The 17042-nt window shown below is 57.9% G+C and carries 17 protein-coding genes and 1 pseudogene; 13 read left to right on the forward strand and 5 right to left on the reverse strand.

The genetic code is table 11. From position 1 onward, the window contains the following. Window positions 1-580: 580 nt before the first annotated feature. The 3 genes from mgtE (at window position 581) to ACVWY8_RS05595 (ending at window position 3085) form a co-directional block, all read left to right on the forward strand. A complete protein-coding gene (gene mgtE / locus ACVWY8_RS05585; RefSeq protein WP_457393449.1) occupies window positions 581-1960 on the forward strand; it encodes a magnesium transporter in 1380 nt (459 codons plus the stop codon). 192 nt (window positions 1961-2152) lie between these two features. Next, window positions 2153-2356: a DUF7219 family protein gene (locus ACVWY8_RS05590; RefSeq protein ID WP_457393451.1), complete on the forward strand. Its 204-nt coding sequence runs from the start codon at window positions 2153-2155 to the stop codon at window positions 2354-2356. 27 nt (window positions 2357-2383) lie between these two features. Beyond that, on the forward strand, window positions 2384-3085 hold the full coding sequence (locus ACVWY8_RS05595) for an MgtC/SapB family protein (RefSeq protein ID WP_414388027.1): 702 nt from the start codon (window positions 2384-2386) through the stop codon (window positions 3083-3085). Window positions 3086-3089: 4 nt separating this feature from the next. On the opposite strand, the gene ACVWY8_RS05600 is transcribed toward ACVWY8_RS05595, so the two are convergent. Continuing rightward, window positions 3090-3713 (reverse strand): TMEM165/GDT1 family protein, encoded by a 624-nt coding sequence (locus tag ACVWY8_RS05600; protein ID WP_414355842.1) that lies wholly within the window; start codon window positions 3711-3713, stop codon window positions 3090-3092. Between the two features lie 391 nt (window positions 3714-4104). Between ACVWY8_RS05600 and ACVWY8_RS05605 the strand changes: the two genes are divergently transcribed. The 4 genes from ACVWY8_RS05605 (at window position 4105) to ACVWY8_RS05620 (ending at window position 6265) form a co-directional block, all read left to right on the forward strand. After that, window positions 4105-4227: a hypothetical protein gene (locus ACVWY8_RS05605; RefSeq protein WP_011429573.1), complete on the forward strand. Its 123-nt coding sequence runs from the start codon at window positions 4105-4107 to the stop codon at window positions 4225-4227. Window positions 4228-4250: 23 nt separating this feature from the next. After that, a complete protein-coding gene (locus ACVWY8_RS05610) occupies window positions 4251-4652 on the forward strand; it encodes a YraN family protein (RefSeq protein WP_414343270.1) in 402 nt (133 codons plus the stop codon). 400 nt (window positions 4653-5052) lie between these two features. Continuing rightward, on the forward strand, window positions 5053-5931 hold the full coding sequence (locus tag ACVWY8_RS05615) for a dienelactone hydrolase family protein (RefSeq protein ID WP_414330528.1): 879 nt from the start codon (window positions 5053-5055) through the stop codon (window positions 5929-5931). A 106-nt stretch (window positions 5932-6037) separates the two neighbouring features. Beyond that, on the forward strand, window positions 6038-6265 hold the full coding sequence (locus ACVWY8_RS05620) for a hypothetical protein (protein WP_414343272.1): 228 nt from the start codon (window positions 6038-6040) through the stop codon (window positions 6263-6265). On the opposite strand, the gene ACVWY8_RS05625 is transcribed toward ACVWY8_RS05620, so the two are convergent. The 3 genes from ACVWY8_RS05625 to ACVWY8_RS05635 all read right to left on the reverse strand — a co-directional run bounded on the left by ACVWY8_RS05625 (window position 6262) and on the right by ACVWY8_RS05635 (window position 8668). Next, window positions 6262-6804 carry an NYN domain-containing protein gene (locus ACVWY8_RS05625; protein ID WP_011429576.1) on the reverse strand — a complete coding sequence of 181 codons (543 nt, stop codon included), beginning with the start codon at window positions 6802-6804 and terminating at the stop codon, window positions 6262-6264. The two genes, ACVWY8_RS05620 and ACVWY8_RS05625, sit on opposite strands and share 4 nt — an antisense overlap. Window positions 6805-6960: 156 nt before the next feature. Then, on the reverse strand, window positions 6961-7671 hold the full coding sequence (locus ACVWY8_RS05630) for a class I SAM-dependent methyltransferase (RefSeq protein ID WP_041436656.1): 711 nt from the start codon (window positions 7669-7671) through the stop codon (window positions 6961-6963). Between the two features lie 49 nt (window positions 7672-7720). Continuing rightward, complete coding sequence (locus ACVWY8_RS05635; protein ID WP_457393453.1) at window positions 7721-8668, reverse strand: sugar phosphate nucleotidyltransferase; 948 nt, start codon at window positions 8666-8668, stop codon at window positions 7721-7723. Window positions 8669-9095: 427 nt separating this feature from the next. Here ACVWY8_RS05635 and ACVWY8_RS05640 point away from each other — a divergent pair, with 427 nt between their 5' ends. The 5 genes and pseudogenes from ACVWY8_RS05640 (at window position 9096) to ACVWY8_RS05660 (ending at window position 14372) form a co-directional block, all read left to right on the forward strand. Beyond that, window positions 9096-9959: an ABC transporter substrate-binding protein gene (locus ACVWY8_RS05640; protein WP_457393454.1), complete on the forward strand. Its 864-nt coding sequence runs from the start codon at window positions 9096-9098 to the stop codon at window positions 9957-9959. Then, a complete protein-coding gene (locus tag ACVWY8_RS05645) occupies window positions 9956-10777 on the forward strand; it encodes an amino acid ABC transporter permease (protein ID WP_228375426.1) in 822 nt (273 codons plus the stop codon). Before ACVWY8_RS05640 ends, ACVWY8_RS05645 begins: the two co-directional genes overlap by 4 nt. A 94-nt stretch (window positions 10778-10871) precedes the next feature. Continuing rightward, window positions 10872-11027: pseudogene (locus ACVWY8_RS05650) on the forward strand (RNA-guided endonuclease InsQ/TnpB family protein); the annotation flags it as partial. Between the two features lie 92 nt (window positions 11028-11119). Continuing rightward, window positions 11120-12835 (forward strand): succinate dehydrogenase/fumarate reductase flavoprotein subunit, encoded by a 1716-nt coding sequence (locus ACVWY8_RS05655; RefSeq protein ID WP_457393456.1) that lies wholly within the window; start codon window positions 11120-11122, stop codon window positions 12833-12835. A gap of 139 nt (window positions 12836-12974) precedes the next feature. Next, entirely contained in the window at window positions 12975-14372 is a 1398-nt protein-coding gene (locus tag ACVWY8_RS05660) for an aspartate aminotransferase family protein (RefSeq protein WP_011429583.1), read from the forward strand. Between the two features lie 33 nt (window positions 14373-14405). On the opposite strand, the gene ACVWY8_RS05665 is transcribed toward ACVWY8_RS05660, so the two are convergent. Next, complete coding sequence (locus ACVWY8_RS05665) at window positions 14406-15095, reverse strand: hypothetical protein (RefSeq protein ID WP_457393458.1); 690 nt, start codon at window positions 15093-15095, stop codon at window positions 14406-14408. Window positions 15096-15404: 309 nt separating this feature from the next. On the opposite strand from ACVWY8_RS05665, the gene purF reads away from it, so the two are divergent. Then, a complete protein-coding gene (gene purF / locus ACVWY8_RS05670; protein WP_457393460.1) occupies window positions 15405-17033 on the forward strand; it encodes an amidophosphoribosyltransferase in 1629 nt (542 codons plus the stop codon). The last annotated feature ends 9 nt before the right edge of the window (window positions 17034-17042 follow it).

The raw sequence follows: 17042 nt of genomic DNA on the forward strand, positions 1-17042 counted from the left end.
TGTTTTGGTTAACCTTTTTGGAGGAAAACGTTCAACAGCATGGACGCTTCCGGTAGTCGTAGCGCCAGCCACCAGTGGATGGTCTTCGAGGAGCACGTTCTTGAAGATTGGGCTCTTACTGGTGTCTTCCTTTTCCCCGCTGACAGCTTCTGTCGTCGCTTGAGAGGATCCCGTTTCGCCAACGCGAAGGGGTGGGAGAGTTTTCCCGGCTAGCTTTTGACTTGGGTGGCTCTCTCAGTCGGCGACGAACAGATGAGCTGAGCAGAGCCTTACCTGAGCAATGGGTTTGTGCAGCCCTGTTCAGAAAAGGGGAGATCAGGAGTAATTCCGAGGGGATTCCCCTTGACTTTCCCGTTGCGGGTTTTGGGGTTTCCGCAGGCCTGGGGATCCCTTGGAGTCGCTTTTATCGGCTTGGGCGCTTGCGATCCAAGCTGGGCTTGGAGGCCTGGCGCTAGACCTACGGCTTGCTGCGCGGCCATCCAAGGGTTTCAGGGCTTCCCTGTGAGCCTCGGAGCACCGGTTGGCTGTTGACCTCCTGGTTCTCTTCATCCCGGCTGACCCCAACGTTCGGAGGTTTATCATGCGGCAAAACATTCTTCGCGATCTCCTAACCCCTGCTTCCTTGGAAGCCGCCAAGCGAGAGGCCAACCGCGCTCCCATTGCCGAGCTGGTGCAGCAGTTGATGGAGATTTCACCTCGGCAGCGGGTTTTGGCTTTCCGCTTGCTGGAAAAAGACAAAGCCATTGCAGTGTTTGAGTATCTGCGGCCCGAAGAGCAGGCCGATCTCATTCGCAGCATGGAAAGCCCAGAAGTGATCCAGCTCATAGAAGCTCTGCCACCTGATGAGCGGGTACGTCTGTTTGAGGAGTTGCCGGCCAAAGTAACCAAGCGCCTCATTGCCAACCTCAGCCCAGAAGCTCGGGAAGCAGTGAATATCTTGCTGGGTTATCCAGAGCGCAGTGCCGGTCGGCTGATGAACCTGCGCTACTTGTCGGTACGGGATACTCTCACCGTCGGGGCTGCTCTGGCCAGCGTGCGGGACTCCCAACTGGGAGACGATGAGCTGGATGTGATCTTTGTGGTGGACGATCAGCGGTTCTACAAGGGTCTCATCCGCACTGTGCGGCTGGTGAAGGCGGATCCCGACCTACCGATTCGGGAGCTGATTGAAGGGGTTGATACTGTGGCGCGGGTTACCGACCGGGATCTCCAGGCAGCTCGTTTGCTCAAAGATTCCGGCTTGCCGGCCATTCCGGTGGTGGATACGGAAGGGCGCTTGGTGGGAGATATCACCTTTGAAGATGTCATCAACTTGGTGGAAGAAGAAGCCACCGACGCCGCTCTGGCCCAAGCAGGGGTGGGCAACTTGCTCAGCCGAGACAAGGTTTGGAGCGAGCGCCTGGTTAAAGGCTCCCGTTGGTATGCCGTCCGCCTGCGCATCACGTTTTTAATCATCACCTTGATTGGCGGCATGTTGGTGGGGGGAGTGATCCAAACCTTTGAGGAGGTGTTGGAGGCGGTGACGGCAGCGGCTATTTTCATCCCCTTGGTCATGGATATGGGCGGTAATGTCGGTACCCAATCTACGACCATCTTTGCCCGTGGCTTGGCTTGGGGCCACATCAACGTGCGGCAGTTTCTCCCCTATTTGCTGCGGGAAGCCAGCATTGGTGGCATTATCGGTGTGATCCTGGGGGCCACGGCTGGGGTGATTGCCTACTTCTGGCAGGGGGCACCCAATGGGATCCCACAATTGGGTCTAGCGGTGGGCTTGGCTCTGGCCATTGTCCTCACTTTGGGGGCTATCTTGGGCGCCATTTTGCCCTGGGTGATGTTAAAGCTGGGCTTTGACCACGCTCCGGGAGCGGATCCTTTTATCACCACCATTAAAGACTTCACCGGCCTCTGGGTGTATTTCACCCTGGTGGCTTGGCTAGTCGGGGTTGAAGTGGAGCTCTAGGGCTGCGCCGGCGCTGGATCCAGGGGGCACCTCACCGGCAAAGCGCGTTCCAGGAACGAATAATCCAGCCCTTCTTGAGAAATCAGCCTTTCAGAGTCTCGCCACAAGGCCATCGCGACGGCGGCGCAGAGCACTTTTACGAGGTGTCCTTTGACCAACGAAGGGTTACAGCAAACATTTAGGAGGTGTGCCATGACCTTGAAAGTTCTATCTCCCTTGGCTGCTGCTCAATTTCGGTCACGGCTGCAGCAGTATGCCTATCGGGTGGGCATAACCTGTGCTTTAGAAACAGGTGGTAAGCTGTCCCCAGAATCCGCCTTTGCTCAACTGGAAGCCCTCTGGCAAACCTTGCAACAGGAAGCCACTGCCCTTGGGATCCCAGATGAGGATGGCTAAACTTTATCCTTTCACGAGAACCGGAGCATGACCTGGATTGACTTCACCTTGCGTTTGGCCGTTGCCTTTGTCCTGGGATCCCTCATTGGCCTGGAGCGACAGTGGCGGCAGCGTATGGCCGGCTTACGCACCAACACCTTGGTGGCCACGGGTGCAGCTTTGTTTGTCATGCTCTCGGTTCTCACCCCTGATGAAAGCAGCCCGACCCGTATTGCGGCCCAAGTGGTATCGGGGATTGGCTTTTTGGCCGGGGGCGTGATCCTCAAGGAAGGAGCCAGCGTCCGTGGCCTGAACACTGCCGCCACCATCTGGTGTGCAGCCGCGGTGGGAGCCTTTGCCGGATCGGGGTACATTCCCCAAGCTGCCATTGGGGCCGCAGCTGTGTTGATCTCCAACGTTGTGCTGCGTCCGCTGGGCTACCGCATCAACCAGCAGCCCCTAAAGGGCACAGAACTGGAACTGGTCTATGAGTGTTCGTTCATCTGCAAAAGCCAAGCAGAGGCCCACATCCGCGCCTTGCTCTTGCAAGGCATAGCTCCCACCCATCTCAAACTGCGTGCCCTCTACAGCGAAGACCTGGAGGACAAGCCTGATCTGGTCAAAGTCGAAGCAGAGCTGGTCACCCAAACCCGCGATGACCAGGCCCTAGAACTTGTCGTCAGCCGCCTCAGCCTAGAGCCAGGCGTGATCACTGCCCGATGGCGGATCATCGAACAGGAATTTGGCTGATCCCTCATCCTGCCAACTCCCAACCGGTCAGCAACGCAAACACCAGAAATAAGCCGCCCCCCACCCAATGCACGGCGCGTTCAGAGATGTGAGCTGCTAAAAAACGACCTCCCACCACCGCCAGCCCCACCATCAGCCCATGGCCGAGGGTAGCCCCTGCCCAGACGCTCAATCCCGGGTGGGTGGCCGCCAAGGAGACGGTGGCAATCTGGGTTTTATCCCCGAACTCGGCCAAGGCTGTCAAGCTAAAGGCTTCCCACACAATAGCCCAAGCACCGCCGCGGCCCGCCCCTTTTTCTTCTGCCTGCTCCACCAGCCTGAGGGCTTCTTCCTCTTCTTCTTTTTCCTGCTGGGGAGTCATCTTGTAAGCTTGCCAGAGCATTCTCAGCCCAAAAGCCGCAAAAACCCCAGCCGATAACACTCTCACGCCCAGGGGTGGCAGCAGCTTGAAAAGCACCTTCCCGGCCACCACCGCCAGCAAGGTCATCACGGCCAAAGCCAGCCACGTCCCCAAGAAAACCCAGCGGCGCGGGTGCCGCATAGCCAGAATCAGGGGGGTAAAAAAGGTTTTATCCCCAAACTCTGCTACCGTAACCAACAGCAAACTTGACGCAAAACCAGCCCACATCGTCTAGCCTCCAACCTCTCTTGTGTGTGGAATCGGTTCACACCTAGAGGTGAAGGCTGGGAAAGTCAGACGGACTCACCAAGCTCACCTCTGCGTGAACTCAGCGAAAGTCTCGTCACCAAAGCAGCCTGCCGGGCTTGCTTTGTCTCTTGCACCGGGCTGTTTTTAGCCAGTATGTCGATGCAGAGGGCGGTAAGCCGCCTGACTACTCCCTTTCCGTCTGAATGGTAGCATGCTGAGCTCCCAGTGGGAGTAGTTCATTTCCGATGGGATCCCCCAAGACTTGCTGTGCCTTGGCCGATATCAGTGCCGCGCATCGCTTACCAGAGGATTGTGAAGGAGCGGCAGGCTATTATGATCACGGTTGAGGAGAAAATCAGGGGAAAACCACGTGGATGCAAAGTTAGTCTTGGTGGGGGTTGCTCTTGTCCTCTCTCTGGCAAGTTTCTACTTCGGCACCCGCAACGGCTTTTATGACACCGACAAGTATCACGGCAATGGCTCTGCTCATTAGAGCCGGGCGCTGGTGATTTTTTTATGGATCCCTTGCCCAGAAGGGCTTCCCTCCAGAATACAGGCAACGTCGGCGAGGGCTGGGTGCGGCAATATCTCTGTCAGCAGGGCTGGCAGATCCTGGCCCAGCGGTGGCGCTGCCCTTGGGGCGAGCTGGATCTGGTTGCCCACAAAGCTGATGTGCTGATTTTCGTAGAGGTGAAAACCCGTAGCCCCGGTAGCTGGGATCGAGGCGGGCTTTTGGCGGTTGGGATCCCCAAGCAGCGACGCTTGATCCGGGCTGCCCAGGCCTTCTTGAGCCAGCATCCCCACCTCTCCGAGTTGTCCTGCCGTTTTGATGTTGCGCTGATAGAACGTCGGGCCTCTGGGGAAGGGGTAAGCTATGCTTTGGTTGACTACCTGCCAGCGGCTTTTGAGATTTGTTGAAGCAAACTTATCTCACTTGTCAAGGCCATCTGCACCAGTACAATTGCCGTTTTGCCGCTATTGCCAAACGCTCAGTTTGTCTTTTTGGCTCTGCCCAATGCTGCCATCATCCAACAATTTCGGCAACTGCCAAATAAGCTCCAAAGTGCGAGATGGCATCGATGCTTCTTGAAATGCTTAACCCAAAGATTTCCGGTTTTTTAACTGATTTTTAACTGTCTCTTGAGTTGCATTTCCGTTGATCAGCATCGCTGTGCCGAGCCGATCTTAACAGCTCTACGATGCAGATCTCAGACAGGATAGGCAAGATTTGCATCGAGACTGTCAGTAGAAAGAATCTTTACAGACAAAATATTGTTTATCCTGAGAAGAGGGGTTTGTGTTTTTGAGGATTGGGCCTATGTATGCGGAGCAACCCAAGGGGGGATCCTCCAGCAGCTGGAAGCGCCGTCAGTTGAAGCTGGCCAACGTCGCTGCTGGGTTTGCCTCGGCAGTACAGCCGATCTTTGCCCAAACCATCATCACCGATAGCGAAGGATTGGAAGCCGGCCCCGTCACCATTCCCACCCCAGATGGCGAGATCCCTGGCTATCGTGCCAAGCCGACCGGCTCTGGCCCTTTTCCACTGGTTTTGGTGGTGCAAGAGATCTTTGGTGTACACGAGCACATTCAAGACATTTGTCGCCGCTTGGGGAAGTTGGGCTATGTGGCAGTGGCTCCCGAGCTGTTTTTCCGGCAGGGGGATGTTTCTCAGCTGCAGAGCCTTGAGGAGATTCGCGCCATCGTCTCCCAGGTGCCCGATGCTCAGGTGATGTCGGATTTGGATGCGGCGGTGGATTGGGCAATTGGCAACTCAGGTGCGGATCCAGAGCGGGTGGGCATTACTGGCTTTTGCTGGGGTGGTCGAATCACTTGGTTGTACGCGGCTCACCGACCCGGCTTGAAGGCGGGTGTTGCCTGGTACGGTCGTTTGGTGGGAGAGTCCACACCCTTAACCCCAAGGCATCCGCTGGATGTGGCAGCCAGCCTGAAGGCACCTGTGTTGGGTTTGTATGGTGGTGCAGATACCAGCATTCCCTTGGAAACGGTGGAGCAAATGAAGTCAGCTCTGGAAGCTTGCGGAGATCCATCGCAGTTGATCATCTACCCGGATGCTCCCCACGCCTTTTTTGCCGATTATCGCCCCACCTATCGCCCAGAAGCGGCTGGTGACGCTTGGGAACGGTTGCAGGCTTGGTTTCGAGAACACGGCTTGGCCCAGGGATCCCGGTCTCAATGATGGGATCTCATCTGTTCCCGTCGGCAGGACGGAGTCTTTTTTTGACTGCGCCGAAGGCAGAGCTTGGGGCAAGCTGGTATATTCCTAGCCATCTCAGGGAAACAGCATGAAAGCACATGAGTTCTGGGCCCGTACCGACAGCCAAGGTCAACTGATCTTGCCCATGAAGGCGCAGGAACAATTGCCCAAAAATCGAGTTGTGCGGGTGCTGGTGTTGGTAGATGAGCAGGAGCTGGCTCCGGCGGATCCTTCACAGGAGCAGTTGCCCACTGCCTCGCCAGATGAAGAGCATCTTTGGTATGGAGCTCCCACCGTTCCCTACGATGGCATTTAGCGCATGGGATCTTGGCCGGACAGCCGCCAGCGGTTTAGGCGCGAGAGGGTATCTGCATCCAAGTAGGCATCAATGCCCCGCTTGCTCGATAGCCGTTTTGGTTGGACGCGCCGGATCTGCTGCTGGGCCTGCTGCACTTCATCCCACAGTTGTTCTGCCGAGACCCATTCGGCGTTGTAGCCACCGATCACCAACTGCTGGACACGATCGGAGGTAGCCACCCGTACCCGACACCCATCCCTCTGCAACTGGGCACACAGCCGTTCAATACAACTGTCGGCGGTCTCGCCATAGGAGGTATACAGGATCTCGATACCCGAAGGGGAGCGCTCTTGCCGGGCTGGAGTGGGTTGGGCGTAGGCATCGTACACCACGGTCGCCTGGTAGCCCCGGAAGGCCACATAGTTGGCCAAAGATTCCACCAAGCGCAGACGGGCCAATTCCATCAGGGAGCGACGCGCTAACTGGCTCAGGGTGGGCCAAGCTCCGATGATGTTGTAGCCATCAACCAAGAGGAAGGTGGGAGAGGAGGCTTGCATGGATGGCGGTGGATCCCTTGTCCGGGATCACACTTCTTAATCTTAATCTTTATCTTATTCTTAATCTTAATCTTAATCTTTATTAATCTTAGTACCCAGCCTTAAAGGTTACCCCACTACTCCGAATGCTCCGATACTTTCCCGGTTGTGAGCAGATCACGGTCTGCGCTGAATCCAATAGGTGGTGAACAGTTCGCCACTGGCCTGTTTCTGAATTTTGCCCCCCAAGGCTGCGATGCGCCGCTCCCACTCCGTTAGGGGGGTGAAAATCGGTTCGGTGCCTTTGAATAGCTCGATGAGGCCCCATTGTTCCGCCCACACCGAGTCGGGATTGACCACTTCAATAATCACAGGTGCAGCCGGTCGCAACACTCGCATCAACTCTGCCCAAACCGCGTCGAAGTACTCAATCGGGTAGTAGTACAAAAATCCGGTGGCAATGGCCAGATCAAATTGCTCCGACTCGTAGTTTTCCAAATGGTGGGCGGATCCCTGTTGCATTGACTTGAACAGCTTGGAGTTAAGCTGGGGTGCCCGCGAGCGAATAAAGCGCACAATCTCACCGCTCAGCTCATGGCCGTAAAAGTAGGCTTGCCAATCGTTCCAGGGATAGGTCAGGAAGCTTACCCCACAGCCCAAATCCAAACAGGCTTCCCGTTTTTTGGGGGCACGCAGTTGCCAAAAGGGGATCCCGAGGCGCTCTTGCAGGTGATCCCGCTGCTGGGCTTGCCAAAAAGGCAGTTGCTCCAGGTCTGGGGGAAGTTGCCAAGCTGGCTGACCCAGTTGAATTTCCAGCTCCCGATTAAAGCGAGCAGCCACAGAGGCAAGGTAGGGATCCCAGCGTTCCCCAGTTTGTGGTAGCTCCATTTGCTGATGGCTTTGTCGTGGATGGTTGTGGACTTAACTTGCACTTAACCTACACTACCAGGACTCTCGGCCCGTAGGCTCCCGGCTGCAGGGATCCATTCACCCAACTGTGGCTGCCGAGGATGGTGCCTGCCGGAATCTGAGCTTGGGATCCCAAACGGGTGTGGGCGCCGATGTAGCAGGGGGCGTGCAGTTGAGCGCTGGGATGGATCTCAGCCGTTTTGTGCACCCATATCCCCGGCGCCTGTTGCTGCACATCTTCCAGGGGAAAATCCGTCATTCGGCCCAGAAGAATGTCCAGTTGGCCGTGGTAGTAGCTGGCCGGCGTGCCCAGATCCCGCCAGTAGCCTGTGTGGAGATAAGCTTGCAGCCGGTGCCCTTGCCTGAGCAAATCGGGGAAGACACGCCGCTCGAAGCTGAGGGGATCCCCACTGGGGTAGTCTTTAAAAATGGCCGGATCCAAGACATAGGTGCCGGCGTTGATCGTGTCGGTGGTGAGGGTGAGGGCTTCTGCAGGGGTGGGTTTTTCCCGAAAAGATTGGATCTGGCCCCCTTCCCCAACTTCCACCAGGCCATAGGCGGTGATATCTTCCACGCGGGCGAGGGTGAGGGTGGCCATGGCCTTGCTCTGCACATGACATTGCATCAACGCCTGCAAATCCAGATCCGTGAGGATGTCGGCATTGAAGACCACCAAGGGATCCCCGGTGAAATAGGGCTGAGCCAGCACCAAAGCTCCTGCCGTATCCAAAGGCGTCTCTTCGGGAATGTAGCGGAGCTTCACCCCCAAAGCAGCGCCATCTCCCAGAGCAGCCTCAATTTGTTGGCCCAGATAACCCACGCTGAGCAAAATATCCGTCAAGCCGGCTCGGCGGCAGCGCCCGATCAGCCATTCCAAAAAGGGCACATCCAGGAGGGGCAACAAAGGCTTAGGCTGCAAAAAGGTAAAAGGCCGTAAGCGAGTTCCTTTCCCACCCGCCAAGATCACCGCTTGCATAACCACCCTCAACCCCGTTCTCTTCCAAAGATATTGACATCCTCTCCGCCCAATTGCTAGGGGGGATCCATTGGGTCGAGCCAAATGTTTTCTGCTACCCAGAACGTCGATTCTCCGTTGCCCACAGAGGGATACGGATTGCCCCCCCGGCAACACAGCACGAGTCTTGATCGCAAGTCTCAGGGGATGCCTTTCTGGAGGAGATATTTCAATCTCAATTGGGATTCATAAGCTCAATCCTGAGACAGTTGATTTGCCTTTTTTAGAGCATGTTTGGAGAATTGCGACCCGCTCGCCCCAGTCGGGAATAGCCACCCAAAGCGGCAGTGTCAGGTGATACTACCTTGCAACGGGAATTGTGACAGCCTTGGATAGCTTGGATGGATTCCAATGGGTTTGCCCTTCACCTTCATCTGAGGTTTTGCCGATGTCTGTTTCTCGACGCCGATCCCTACAAGCCCTTTGCTTGACCCTGGCCGGATGCTGGGCTCTAGGCACACACCAGGGATCCCTGCTGGCCCAAAGCAGAGACCTGTTGGCTCAAATTCAAGAGCGCGGGGTACTCCGGGTTTCCACCGACTCCAATTACCGTCCTCAGAGCTACCGCAACCCTGACGGCACTTGGGAAGGATTTGATGTGGATGTGGCGCGCGAGATTGCCAGGCGCTTGGGGGTAGAGGCTGAGTTTTTGGATATCAACTTTGATGTCATCACCGCCGGATCTTGGAATGGCCGCTGGGATGTCAATGTCGGGTCGATGACCGTGACTGCCGAGCGCCAGAAAGCTCTGCTGTTTACCATTCCCTACTACTACACCCCCGCCAGCTTCGTGGTCCACCAAGCCTCGACCTTGACAGATATCGCCGCCTTGGAAGGAAAGCGAGTCGGGGTGGGCACCGCCACCACCTATCAAGCCTACCTGGAGGGCAACCTCACCCTGGAAGGAGAGACCATCCAAGTTCCAGCCCCGCGGGTGGACATTCGCATCTACGACACCGATAGCCTGGCTCTGCAGGACTTGGCACTGGGGGATGGCACCCGCTTGGATGCAGTCTTGACGGCTTTGCCGACGGCTGAAAATGCCATTCGGGAAGGGCTGCCCCTGAAAACTCTGGGGAATCCAGTCTACTATGAAGCCTTGGCTGTGGCCTTGGATCGCTCCAGCCCTGCCCCTTCCGAGAGCTTGCAAGCCAAAATTAACGAAATCTTAGAATCCATGCATGCGGACGGCACGCTGACGGCTCTCTCGAAGCGGTATTACGGCATTGATCTGACGAAAAAAGCTGAGTGAGCAAAGACTCTATCCCACTGGAGCAGCCGATTTACCCACCGCCCCGGATTCGAAAAGGGATCCCGTTCCCGGTGGCCCAGGGGTTGTGGTTGGTTTTGTGGCTGCTGTTGTTGGTGTTCACCTTCAGCGGGGTACAGTTGGAGTTGGCCGGGATCCCCATCCGTACCTTGCGTCTCAACGGCAACTTTGTGCGAGAGTGGTGGTGGTTTATCTCGCAAGGGGTGGGCACTACTTTTCAACTGTCCTTGGTCTCCATCCTCTGTGCCACCACCTTGGCCTTTTTGTCGGCGCTGGCGGGCCTCTCCCAGATTGCCCCTCTGAGCAGCCTCTCCGCTCTGTATGTCTCGTTGATGCGAGGCACACCTCTATTTCTGCAGTTTTTGTTCATCTACCAGGCTTTGCCGCAACTGGGTCTGGTGTTCGGCTCGTTCACTTCGGCAGTGCTGGCCTTGAGCCTGAACTATGGCGCCTACATGAGCGAGATCTTCCGGGCCGGGATCCAAGCCATTCCCATTGGGCAGCGGGAAGCCGCCTATGCCCTGGGGCTTAAGCCCTGGCAAACCCTGTGGTGCATCATTTTGCCGCAAGCTTTCCGAATTGTCCTACCCGACATTGGCAACCAATTCATCGCCATGCAGAAAGACACTGCCCTGGCCAGTGCCATTGCTTTGCAGGAGTTGATGGGCCGGGCTCGACAGGCAGGTTTGCCGCGCCAGCACTTCTTCGAGGCTTTGGTGGTGGCAGCGCTGTGGTACTGGCTGCTGACGTTGATCTTGTCATTTTTCCAGGGACGCTTGGAACGGTACCTGGCCCGCTAGAGGAGCCTGACTCTAATCCGGCCATTACTTTGGTGTCTGCTTGCATACGTTTGTGGTTGCCCACAAAGACCGGCTGTGCCGTTCGCGATAGCAGGGGGCTCCAAAAACAGCCAGAAAGCTGGGGGACATCATCCTGCACTCTGACCTGCCGCAGTGGGTGAAAGAGGATCCCTGCCACCTCAAGCGGAACGCCATTCAAGAGGCAGGGCTGGCCTTTCGAGAGAGCAAAGACCCGAAGTTTCGCAGCGTCAGCTGCTGCTGGAGAGGCTGCTGGGGCCGGCCATAATGGGAAAACGCCATCCTGGCTGTGGCGGAATCCTTTGCGAGAGCTTGCCTGCATCCATGCTGGAACACGACATTGTCATCATCGGGGGAGGGCTGGCCGGTTGCCGAGCGGCTTTGGAGGTTATGCGACGGGATCCCAGCCTCGACCTGGCCTTGGTGTCCAAAACCCATCCCATTCGCAGCCACTCGGTAGCAGCCCAAGGGGGCATTGCCGCCGCCTTACAAAATGTTGATCCGCAAGATTCCTGGGAGGCTCATGCCTTCGATACCGTCAAGGGATCCGACTACCTAGCGGATCAAGATGCGGTGGAGATTCTAGCCCGGGAAGCCCCTGAGGTGATCATTGACCTGGAACACCTGGGGGTCTTGTTCTCCCGCCTGCCGGATGGCCGCATTGCCCAGCGGGCCTTTGGGGGACACAGCCACCCGCGCACCTGCTATGCCGCCGACAAAACTGGGCAAGCCATTTTACACGAGTTGGTGAGCAACCTCAAGCGCTTTGGGGTCAAACTCTACAGCGAATGGTATGTGCTGGATCTGATCCTGGAGGACAACCAAGCCCAGGGCGTGGTGATGTTGGAGCAGGCCAGCGGACGGCTGGAAGTGCTGCGGGCCAAGGCGGTTATGTTGGCTACAGGCGGCTATGGGCGCATCTACAACTCCACTTCCAACGACTTTGCTTCCACCGGCGATGGCATGGCAATGGTGGCGCGGGCCGGCCTGCCTCTGCAGGATATGGAGTTTGTGCAGTTTCATCCCACGGGCCTGTATCCGGTGGGGGTGTTGATCTCAGAGGCAGTGCGCGGAGAGGGGGCCTATCTGATCAATGGGAAGGGGGAGCGCTTCATGGCCGCCTATGCCCCCAGCCAGATGGAATTGGCCCCACGGGACATCACCTCGCGGGCGATTGTTACGGAGGTGCGGGCCGGGCGCGGTATTGACGGCAAAGATTTTGTCTACTTAGACCTGCGGCATCTGGGGGCAGAAAAGATCCACACTCGGCTGCCCTTCTGTTGGGAGGAGGCCCATCGCCACTTGGGCATCGATGCGGTTGTCGATCCCATTCCGGTGCGACCGACGGTGCACTACTGCATGGGTGGGATCCCGGTGACGGTGGATGGGCAGGTGTTGCGGGATGTCCAAACCCGTGTGGAAGGGCTGTTCGCTGCCGGTGAAACGGCCTGTGTTTCGGTGCATGGGGCCAACCGGCTGGGCAGCAACTCTCTCCTGGAGTGCATTGTTTTCGGGCGGCGCACAGGGGCAGCCCTGGTAGAAGCCGTCAGAGGTCGAGCCTTGCCGAAAGTGGACGAGGGATCCCTGCTCAAACAGGCCGCCGGGCGGATCACAAGGCTGCTAGAACGATCAGGGAAGAGCCGCATTGATCAGGTGCGGAGGCAATTTCAAGATTGCATGACCGAGCATTGTGGGGTCTACCGCACCGAATCGGTTCTCCAAGAGGGGATCCAAAAATGGCAGCAGATCCGCCAGCGTTACGAGCGGGATTTGCGCTTGGACGATCGGGGCAAGGTGTGGAACACCGAGCTGATCGAAGCGCTGGAGCTGGACAACCTCATGACGGTGGGGGCTTTGATCCTCGCCAGCGCCCTGGAACGGCGGGAAAGCCGTGGCTCCCACGCGCGGGAAGATTACCCCCAACGGGATGATCAACGGTTTTTACAACACACCTTGGCTGCCTTTCGCGAGGGATCCCCTCAGATCAGCTATCGCCCCGTGGTGATCACCCGCTTTCTCCCTCAGGAGCGAAAATACTAACTTTCCAGAGGCCTCCCAGGCCGATTAGGATTGCTCTATCGTTCCCGTTAGCAGGATGGAGCCCCTTTCAAAATTATCCAATATCTAGGGATTCCATCTTCGCCAGCTTGAAATCTCGTCTACTGCCGGAGGGCCAGCCATGCAAGAAACCCTGGAGAAAGCAGCCGTCGCCCTGCAAGCGGAGCTGAATCTGGAGCCTTTTTGGATGCCCTTTACGGCCAATCGGCAATTTAAAGCCAACCCGCGCCTGTTGGTGGCCGCCCGAGACATGTACTACACCAGCCACGATGGCCGCCAAATCCTAGATGGGACTGCCGGGCTGTGGTGTGTGAATGCTGGCCACTGTCGTCCCCCGATTGTGGAAGCAATCCAACAGCAGGTGGCCCAACTGGACTACGCCCCAGCTTTTCAAATGGGCCATCCCAAAGCCTTTCAACTGGCAGAGCAGCTCATCCAGCTCACTCCTGCCGGACTGGATCACGTTTTTTTCACCAACTCTGGCTCTGAGGCGGTGGATACGGCCCTGAAAATGGCCATCGCCTACCATCGCTTACGCGGACAGGGATCCCGGCAGCGGCTGATTGGCCGGGAACGGGGCTACCACGGCGTTGGCTTTGGGGGCATCTCGGTCGGGGGCATCTCCAACAACCGCAAGTTTTTTGGCAGCCTCATTCCCGGAGTGGATCACCTGCCCCACACCCACAACCTGGAGCAAAACGCCTTTAGCCGCGGCCTGCCTCGCTGGGGATCCCACTTGGCAGAAGACTTGGAGCGGATCGTCGCTCTCCACGATGCCAGCACGATTGCAGCGGTGATCGTAGAGCCGGTTGCCGGTTCAACGGGGGTGTTGCTGCCGCCGGTGGGCTATTTGGAAAAGCTGCGGGCCATTTGCGACAAATACGGCATTCTGCTCATCTTCGATGAGGTGATCACCGGCTTTGGGCGTCTGGGATCCCCTTTTGCGGCCAATTACTTTGGGGTGGTGCCGGATCTGATTTGCTGTGCCAAGGGCCTCACCAATGGCACCATCCCGATGGGCGCAGTGATCGTCAAGCAAGAGATCTACAGCGCCTTCATGGAGGCTGCTGGTTCCGCTGATGACCTGCACCGTCCAGGGGACAACAGCAGGACACTCTCCTGGAGCCCCATCGAGTTTTTCCACGGCTACACCTACTCCGGCCACCCAGTTGCCAGTGCCGCCGGCTTGGCTACCCTGAACCTGTATCGAGAAGAAGGCTTGTTCGAGCGGGCTGCCAACCTCGCTCCCCTCTGGGAGGAGGCTCTCCATTCCCTACGGGGCTTGCCTCATGTCATCGATGTGCGCAACCTCGGCTTGGTGGGGGCAATTGAATTGGAAGGGATCCCTGGCCGACCGACAGCGCGGGCTTTTGAAGCGTTTTTGCGCTGCTACGAGCGGGGGGTATTGATTCGCACCACAGGTGATACCATTGCCCTTTCCCCGCCTTTGATCATCGAGGAAGCCCATATTGAACACCTGATCGCCACCCTGAAGCGAGTTCTTCAAGAGCTACCTTAGTCCTGAATCGACAAGAGAGACTGCCTGAGGGAGTTAGAAGCTTCTGGGGCTGGGCGTCGGCGAAGGACTGGGAGAGGGACTGGGTCTGGGCGAAGGGGATACCGAGGGAAAGGGATTGGGGGTGCCGGTCGGCGTTGGCGAGGGGGAGGGACTGGGCGCAGGCAACACCCGTAAAGGAGCTTTGGCCGAAGCAATTCGGCCCTGGGTATCCGCCACCATTGCCGTCACCTCATAATCCCCAGTGGGAGCAGAAGTGGGAATGGTGATGGGGATGGTGCCAATGCAGGCTCTGCTGTTGGGCTGACAGCCGACGGCAGCGGCAGTGAAATCAAAGGTGAGGGTGAGGGGGCTTTGTCGGATTTCCACCCGGAAGCTGATGCCGGCCCCCAAACCTGCAGGAGTCGTCACGGCCACCAGCACGTTGAAGGGTACCGTCTGTCGCGCGTCCGTCAGGGCCACCACGGCAATCGAAGGCGGCTCTGCTGCAAAGGAAGCAGTGGGAGAGGGGCTGGGAGTGGGGAAAGGATTCAAGAGGGGAGTGGGGGTCGGGGTAGCCAGAGGGGTGGGCGGCGGCGTAGGGACAGGACTGGGGATGAGGAAAGGAGTGGGCGTTGGAGCCACCACCGCTATCGGCGTGATGGTAACCGCAGGCTGTTCGCCGGCATCTTCTTGGCAGGCCACCAGTGACAACGACAGAAGAGCGGCCACACTGGTTTTGATCACAGGGGCTGCTAACGTCCAGCTCTGACGGAACCTATGGGGCTGCTGTCTCATGGGGTTTGACTCCTCACAACACAAAGCTTTGGGATCCTGCCGGTTCTGGGAGAGCCGAGCCTTGGTGGTGTCCAACTCAAAAACTCGGCCAGGCTGCTTCTCAGCCACAGCAGCGCTTACACGCTGCTAACACTATAGATAGAGTCTTAGCTTTTTGCAAACCCCACCTGTGGACTTCCCCTTTGGGGGTGAAGCCAGATAGAGGGGAATGACCTGGGCCGAGTTAGACTGGTAAGCGTGACAGCAAGACGAGGATCCATGGCAGCAAGGGCGGGAGCAGAACCATCTTCTGGCTGTGGAGAAGCAGAGGGGCAGACTGCCGTTGGCGTTGATGCCCTGTACCCCTCAGAAAACATCAGCGGGGCGGGGTATGCCCGGGAAGAGCTGCAAGAGGCTTGCGGGGTCTTTGGCATCCTGGCTCCAGGAGAGGAGGTGGCCAAGCTGGCCTACTTTGGCCTATTTGCCTTGCAGCATCGCGGCCAAGAATCGGCAGGGATCGCCACTTTTGAGGGATCCTTTTGCCGGGTTCACAAGGCGATGGGCTTGGTCTCCCAGGTCTTCGATGAAGTGAACTTGGCCCAACTGACCGGGGATCTGGCGGTTGGTCACACCCGCTACTCCACCACTGGATCCAGCCGCGTGGCCAATGCTCAGCCGGTGATCGTGGAGACTCGCCTGGGGCCGCTGGCTCTGGCCCACAACGGCAATTTGGTCAATGCGGAAGAGCTGCGGAAGGAACTGGAGGCCGCCGACCGGCACCTAACCAGCAGCACCGACTCCGAGTGTATTGCCCACGCCATTGCCCAGGCGGTGAACCAAGGTCAAGATTGGATCGCGGCCACTTGCCAAGCTTTGCGCCGCTGTCAGGGGGCTTTTAGTCTGGTGATCGGCACGCCAGAGGGCCTGATCGGGGCACGGGATCCCTATGGGGTGCGTCCGCTGGTGTTGGGGCTTTTGAGCAGCAACCCCGCTCTGGATGAGCTGCTGCAGTCAGAGATGCTGGAGATCATCTGCAGCGACGGCACCCTCAGCCACCCCGAGGCCGAGCCGCTGCATTACGTGTTGGCTTCAGAAACCTGTGCTTTGGATATCATCGGGGCCGATCCTCTGCGGCAGGTGGAGCCGGGAGAGTTGGTGTGGATCAGCCGTCAGGGGCTGCAATCGGTGCGTTGGGCGGAGGCCACCCCCAAGTTGTGCATCTTCGAGATGATCTACTTCGCCCGCCCAGACAGTTGGATGCACGGGGAAAGCCTCTACTCCTACCGGGTGCGGCTGGGAGAACAACTGGCCAAGGAGGCTCCGGCAGAGGCCGACTGGGTGATCTCCGTTCCCGATTCCGGCACGCCGGCGGCCATTGGCTATGCTCGCCAGTCGGGGATCCCTTACACGGAAGGGCTGATCAAAAATCGCTACGTGGGCCGCACCTTTATCCAGCCCACCCAATCCATGCGGGAGCGGGGCATTCGCATGAAGCTCAACCCCCTGGAAGACGTGCTGCGGGGGCAGCGGATTGTGATCGTGGACGACTCGATTGTGCGGGGCACCACCAGCCAAAAGATCGTCAAGGCCCTGCGCCAGGCGGGGGCCACCCAAGTCCACATGCGCATCTCCAGCCCTCCGGTTACCCATCCCTGCTTCTACGGCATCGATACCGATAGCCAGGATCAGTTGATTGCTGCCCAGCATTCCGTAGAGGAAATCGCCGAGAAGATTGGAGTGGATTCTTTGGCCTACCTGAGCTGGGAAGGCATGCTGGCTGCCACGGGCCGGGATCCCAACTCGTTCTGCTCCGCTTGCTTTACCGGCCACTACCCCATCCCCATCCCAGAAGGGCTGAAGCGCTCCAAGCTGGCCCTGGAACTGGTGGCTACTGGCAAGAGCCGCTAGGCTGCTCAG

It is taken from the genome of Thermostichus sp. OS-CIW-32 (genome assembly GCF_054060415.1).

Excerpts from the sequence above, each read along its gene's own strand:
- mgtE (WP_457393449.1), top strand. The coding sequence starts at position 581 with ATGCGGCAAAACATTCTTCGCGATCTCCTAACCCCTGCTTCCTTGGAA.
- ACVWY8_RS05590 (WP_457393451.1), top strand. The coding sequence starts at position 2,153 with ATGACCTTGAAAGTTCTATCTCCCTTGGCTGCTGCTCAATTTCGGTCA.
- ACVWY8_RS05595 (WP_414388027.1), top strand. The coding sequence starts at position 2,384 with ATGACCTGGATTGACTTCACCTTGCGTTTGGCCGTTGCCTTTGTCCTG.
- ACVWY8_RS05600 (WP_414355842.1), bottom strand. The coding sequence starts at position 3,713 with ATGTGGGCTGGTTTTGCGTCAAGTTTGCTGTTGGTTACGGTAGCAGAG.
- ACVWY8_RS05610 (WP_414343270.1), top strand. The coding sequence starts at position 4,251 with ATGGATCCCTTGCCCAGAAGGGCTTCCCTCCAGAATACAGGCAACGTC.
- ACVWY8_RS05615 (WP_414330528.1), top strand. The coding sequence starts at position 5,053 with ATGTATGCGGAGCAACCCAAGGGGGGATCCTCCAGCAGCTGGAAGCGC.
- ACVWY8_RS05620 (WP_414343272.1), top strand. The coding sequence starts at position 6,038 with ATGAAAGCACATGAGTTCTGGGCCCGTACCGACAGCCAAGGTCAACTG.
- ACVWY8_RS05625 (WP_011429576.1), bottom strand. The coding sequence starts at position 6,804 with ATGCAAGCCTCCTCTCCCACCTTCCTCTTGGTTGATGGCTACAACATC.
- ACVWY8_RS05630 (WP_041436656.1), bottom strand. The coding sequence starts at position 7,671 with ATGGAGCTACCACAAACTGGGGAACGCTGGGATCCCTACCTTGCCTCT.
- ACVWY8_RS05635 (WP_457393453.1), bottom strand. The coding sequence starts at position 8,668 with ATGCAAGCGGTGATCTTGGCGGGTGGGAAAGGAACTCGCTTACGGCCT.
- ACVWY8_RS05640 (WP_457393454.1), top strand. The coding sequence starts at position 9,096 with ATGTCTGTTTCTCGACGCCGATCCCTACAAGCCCTTTGCTTGACCCTG.
- ACVWY8_RS05655 (WP_457393456.1), top strand. The coding sequence starts at position 11,120 with ATGCTGGAACACGACATTGTCATCATCGGGGGAGGGCTGGCCGGTTGC.
- ACVWY8_RS05660 (WP_011429583.1), top strand. The coding sequence starts at position 12,975 with ATGCAAGAAACCCTGGAGAAAGCAGCCGTCGCCCTGCAAGCGGAGCTG.
- purF (WP_457393460.1), top strand. The coding sequence starts at position 15,405 with ATGGCAGCAAGGGCGGGAGCAGAACCATCTTCTGGCTGTGGAGAAGCA.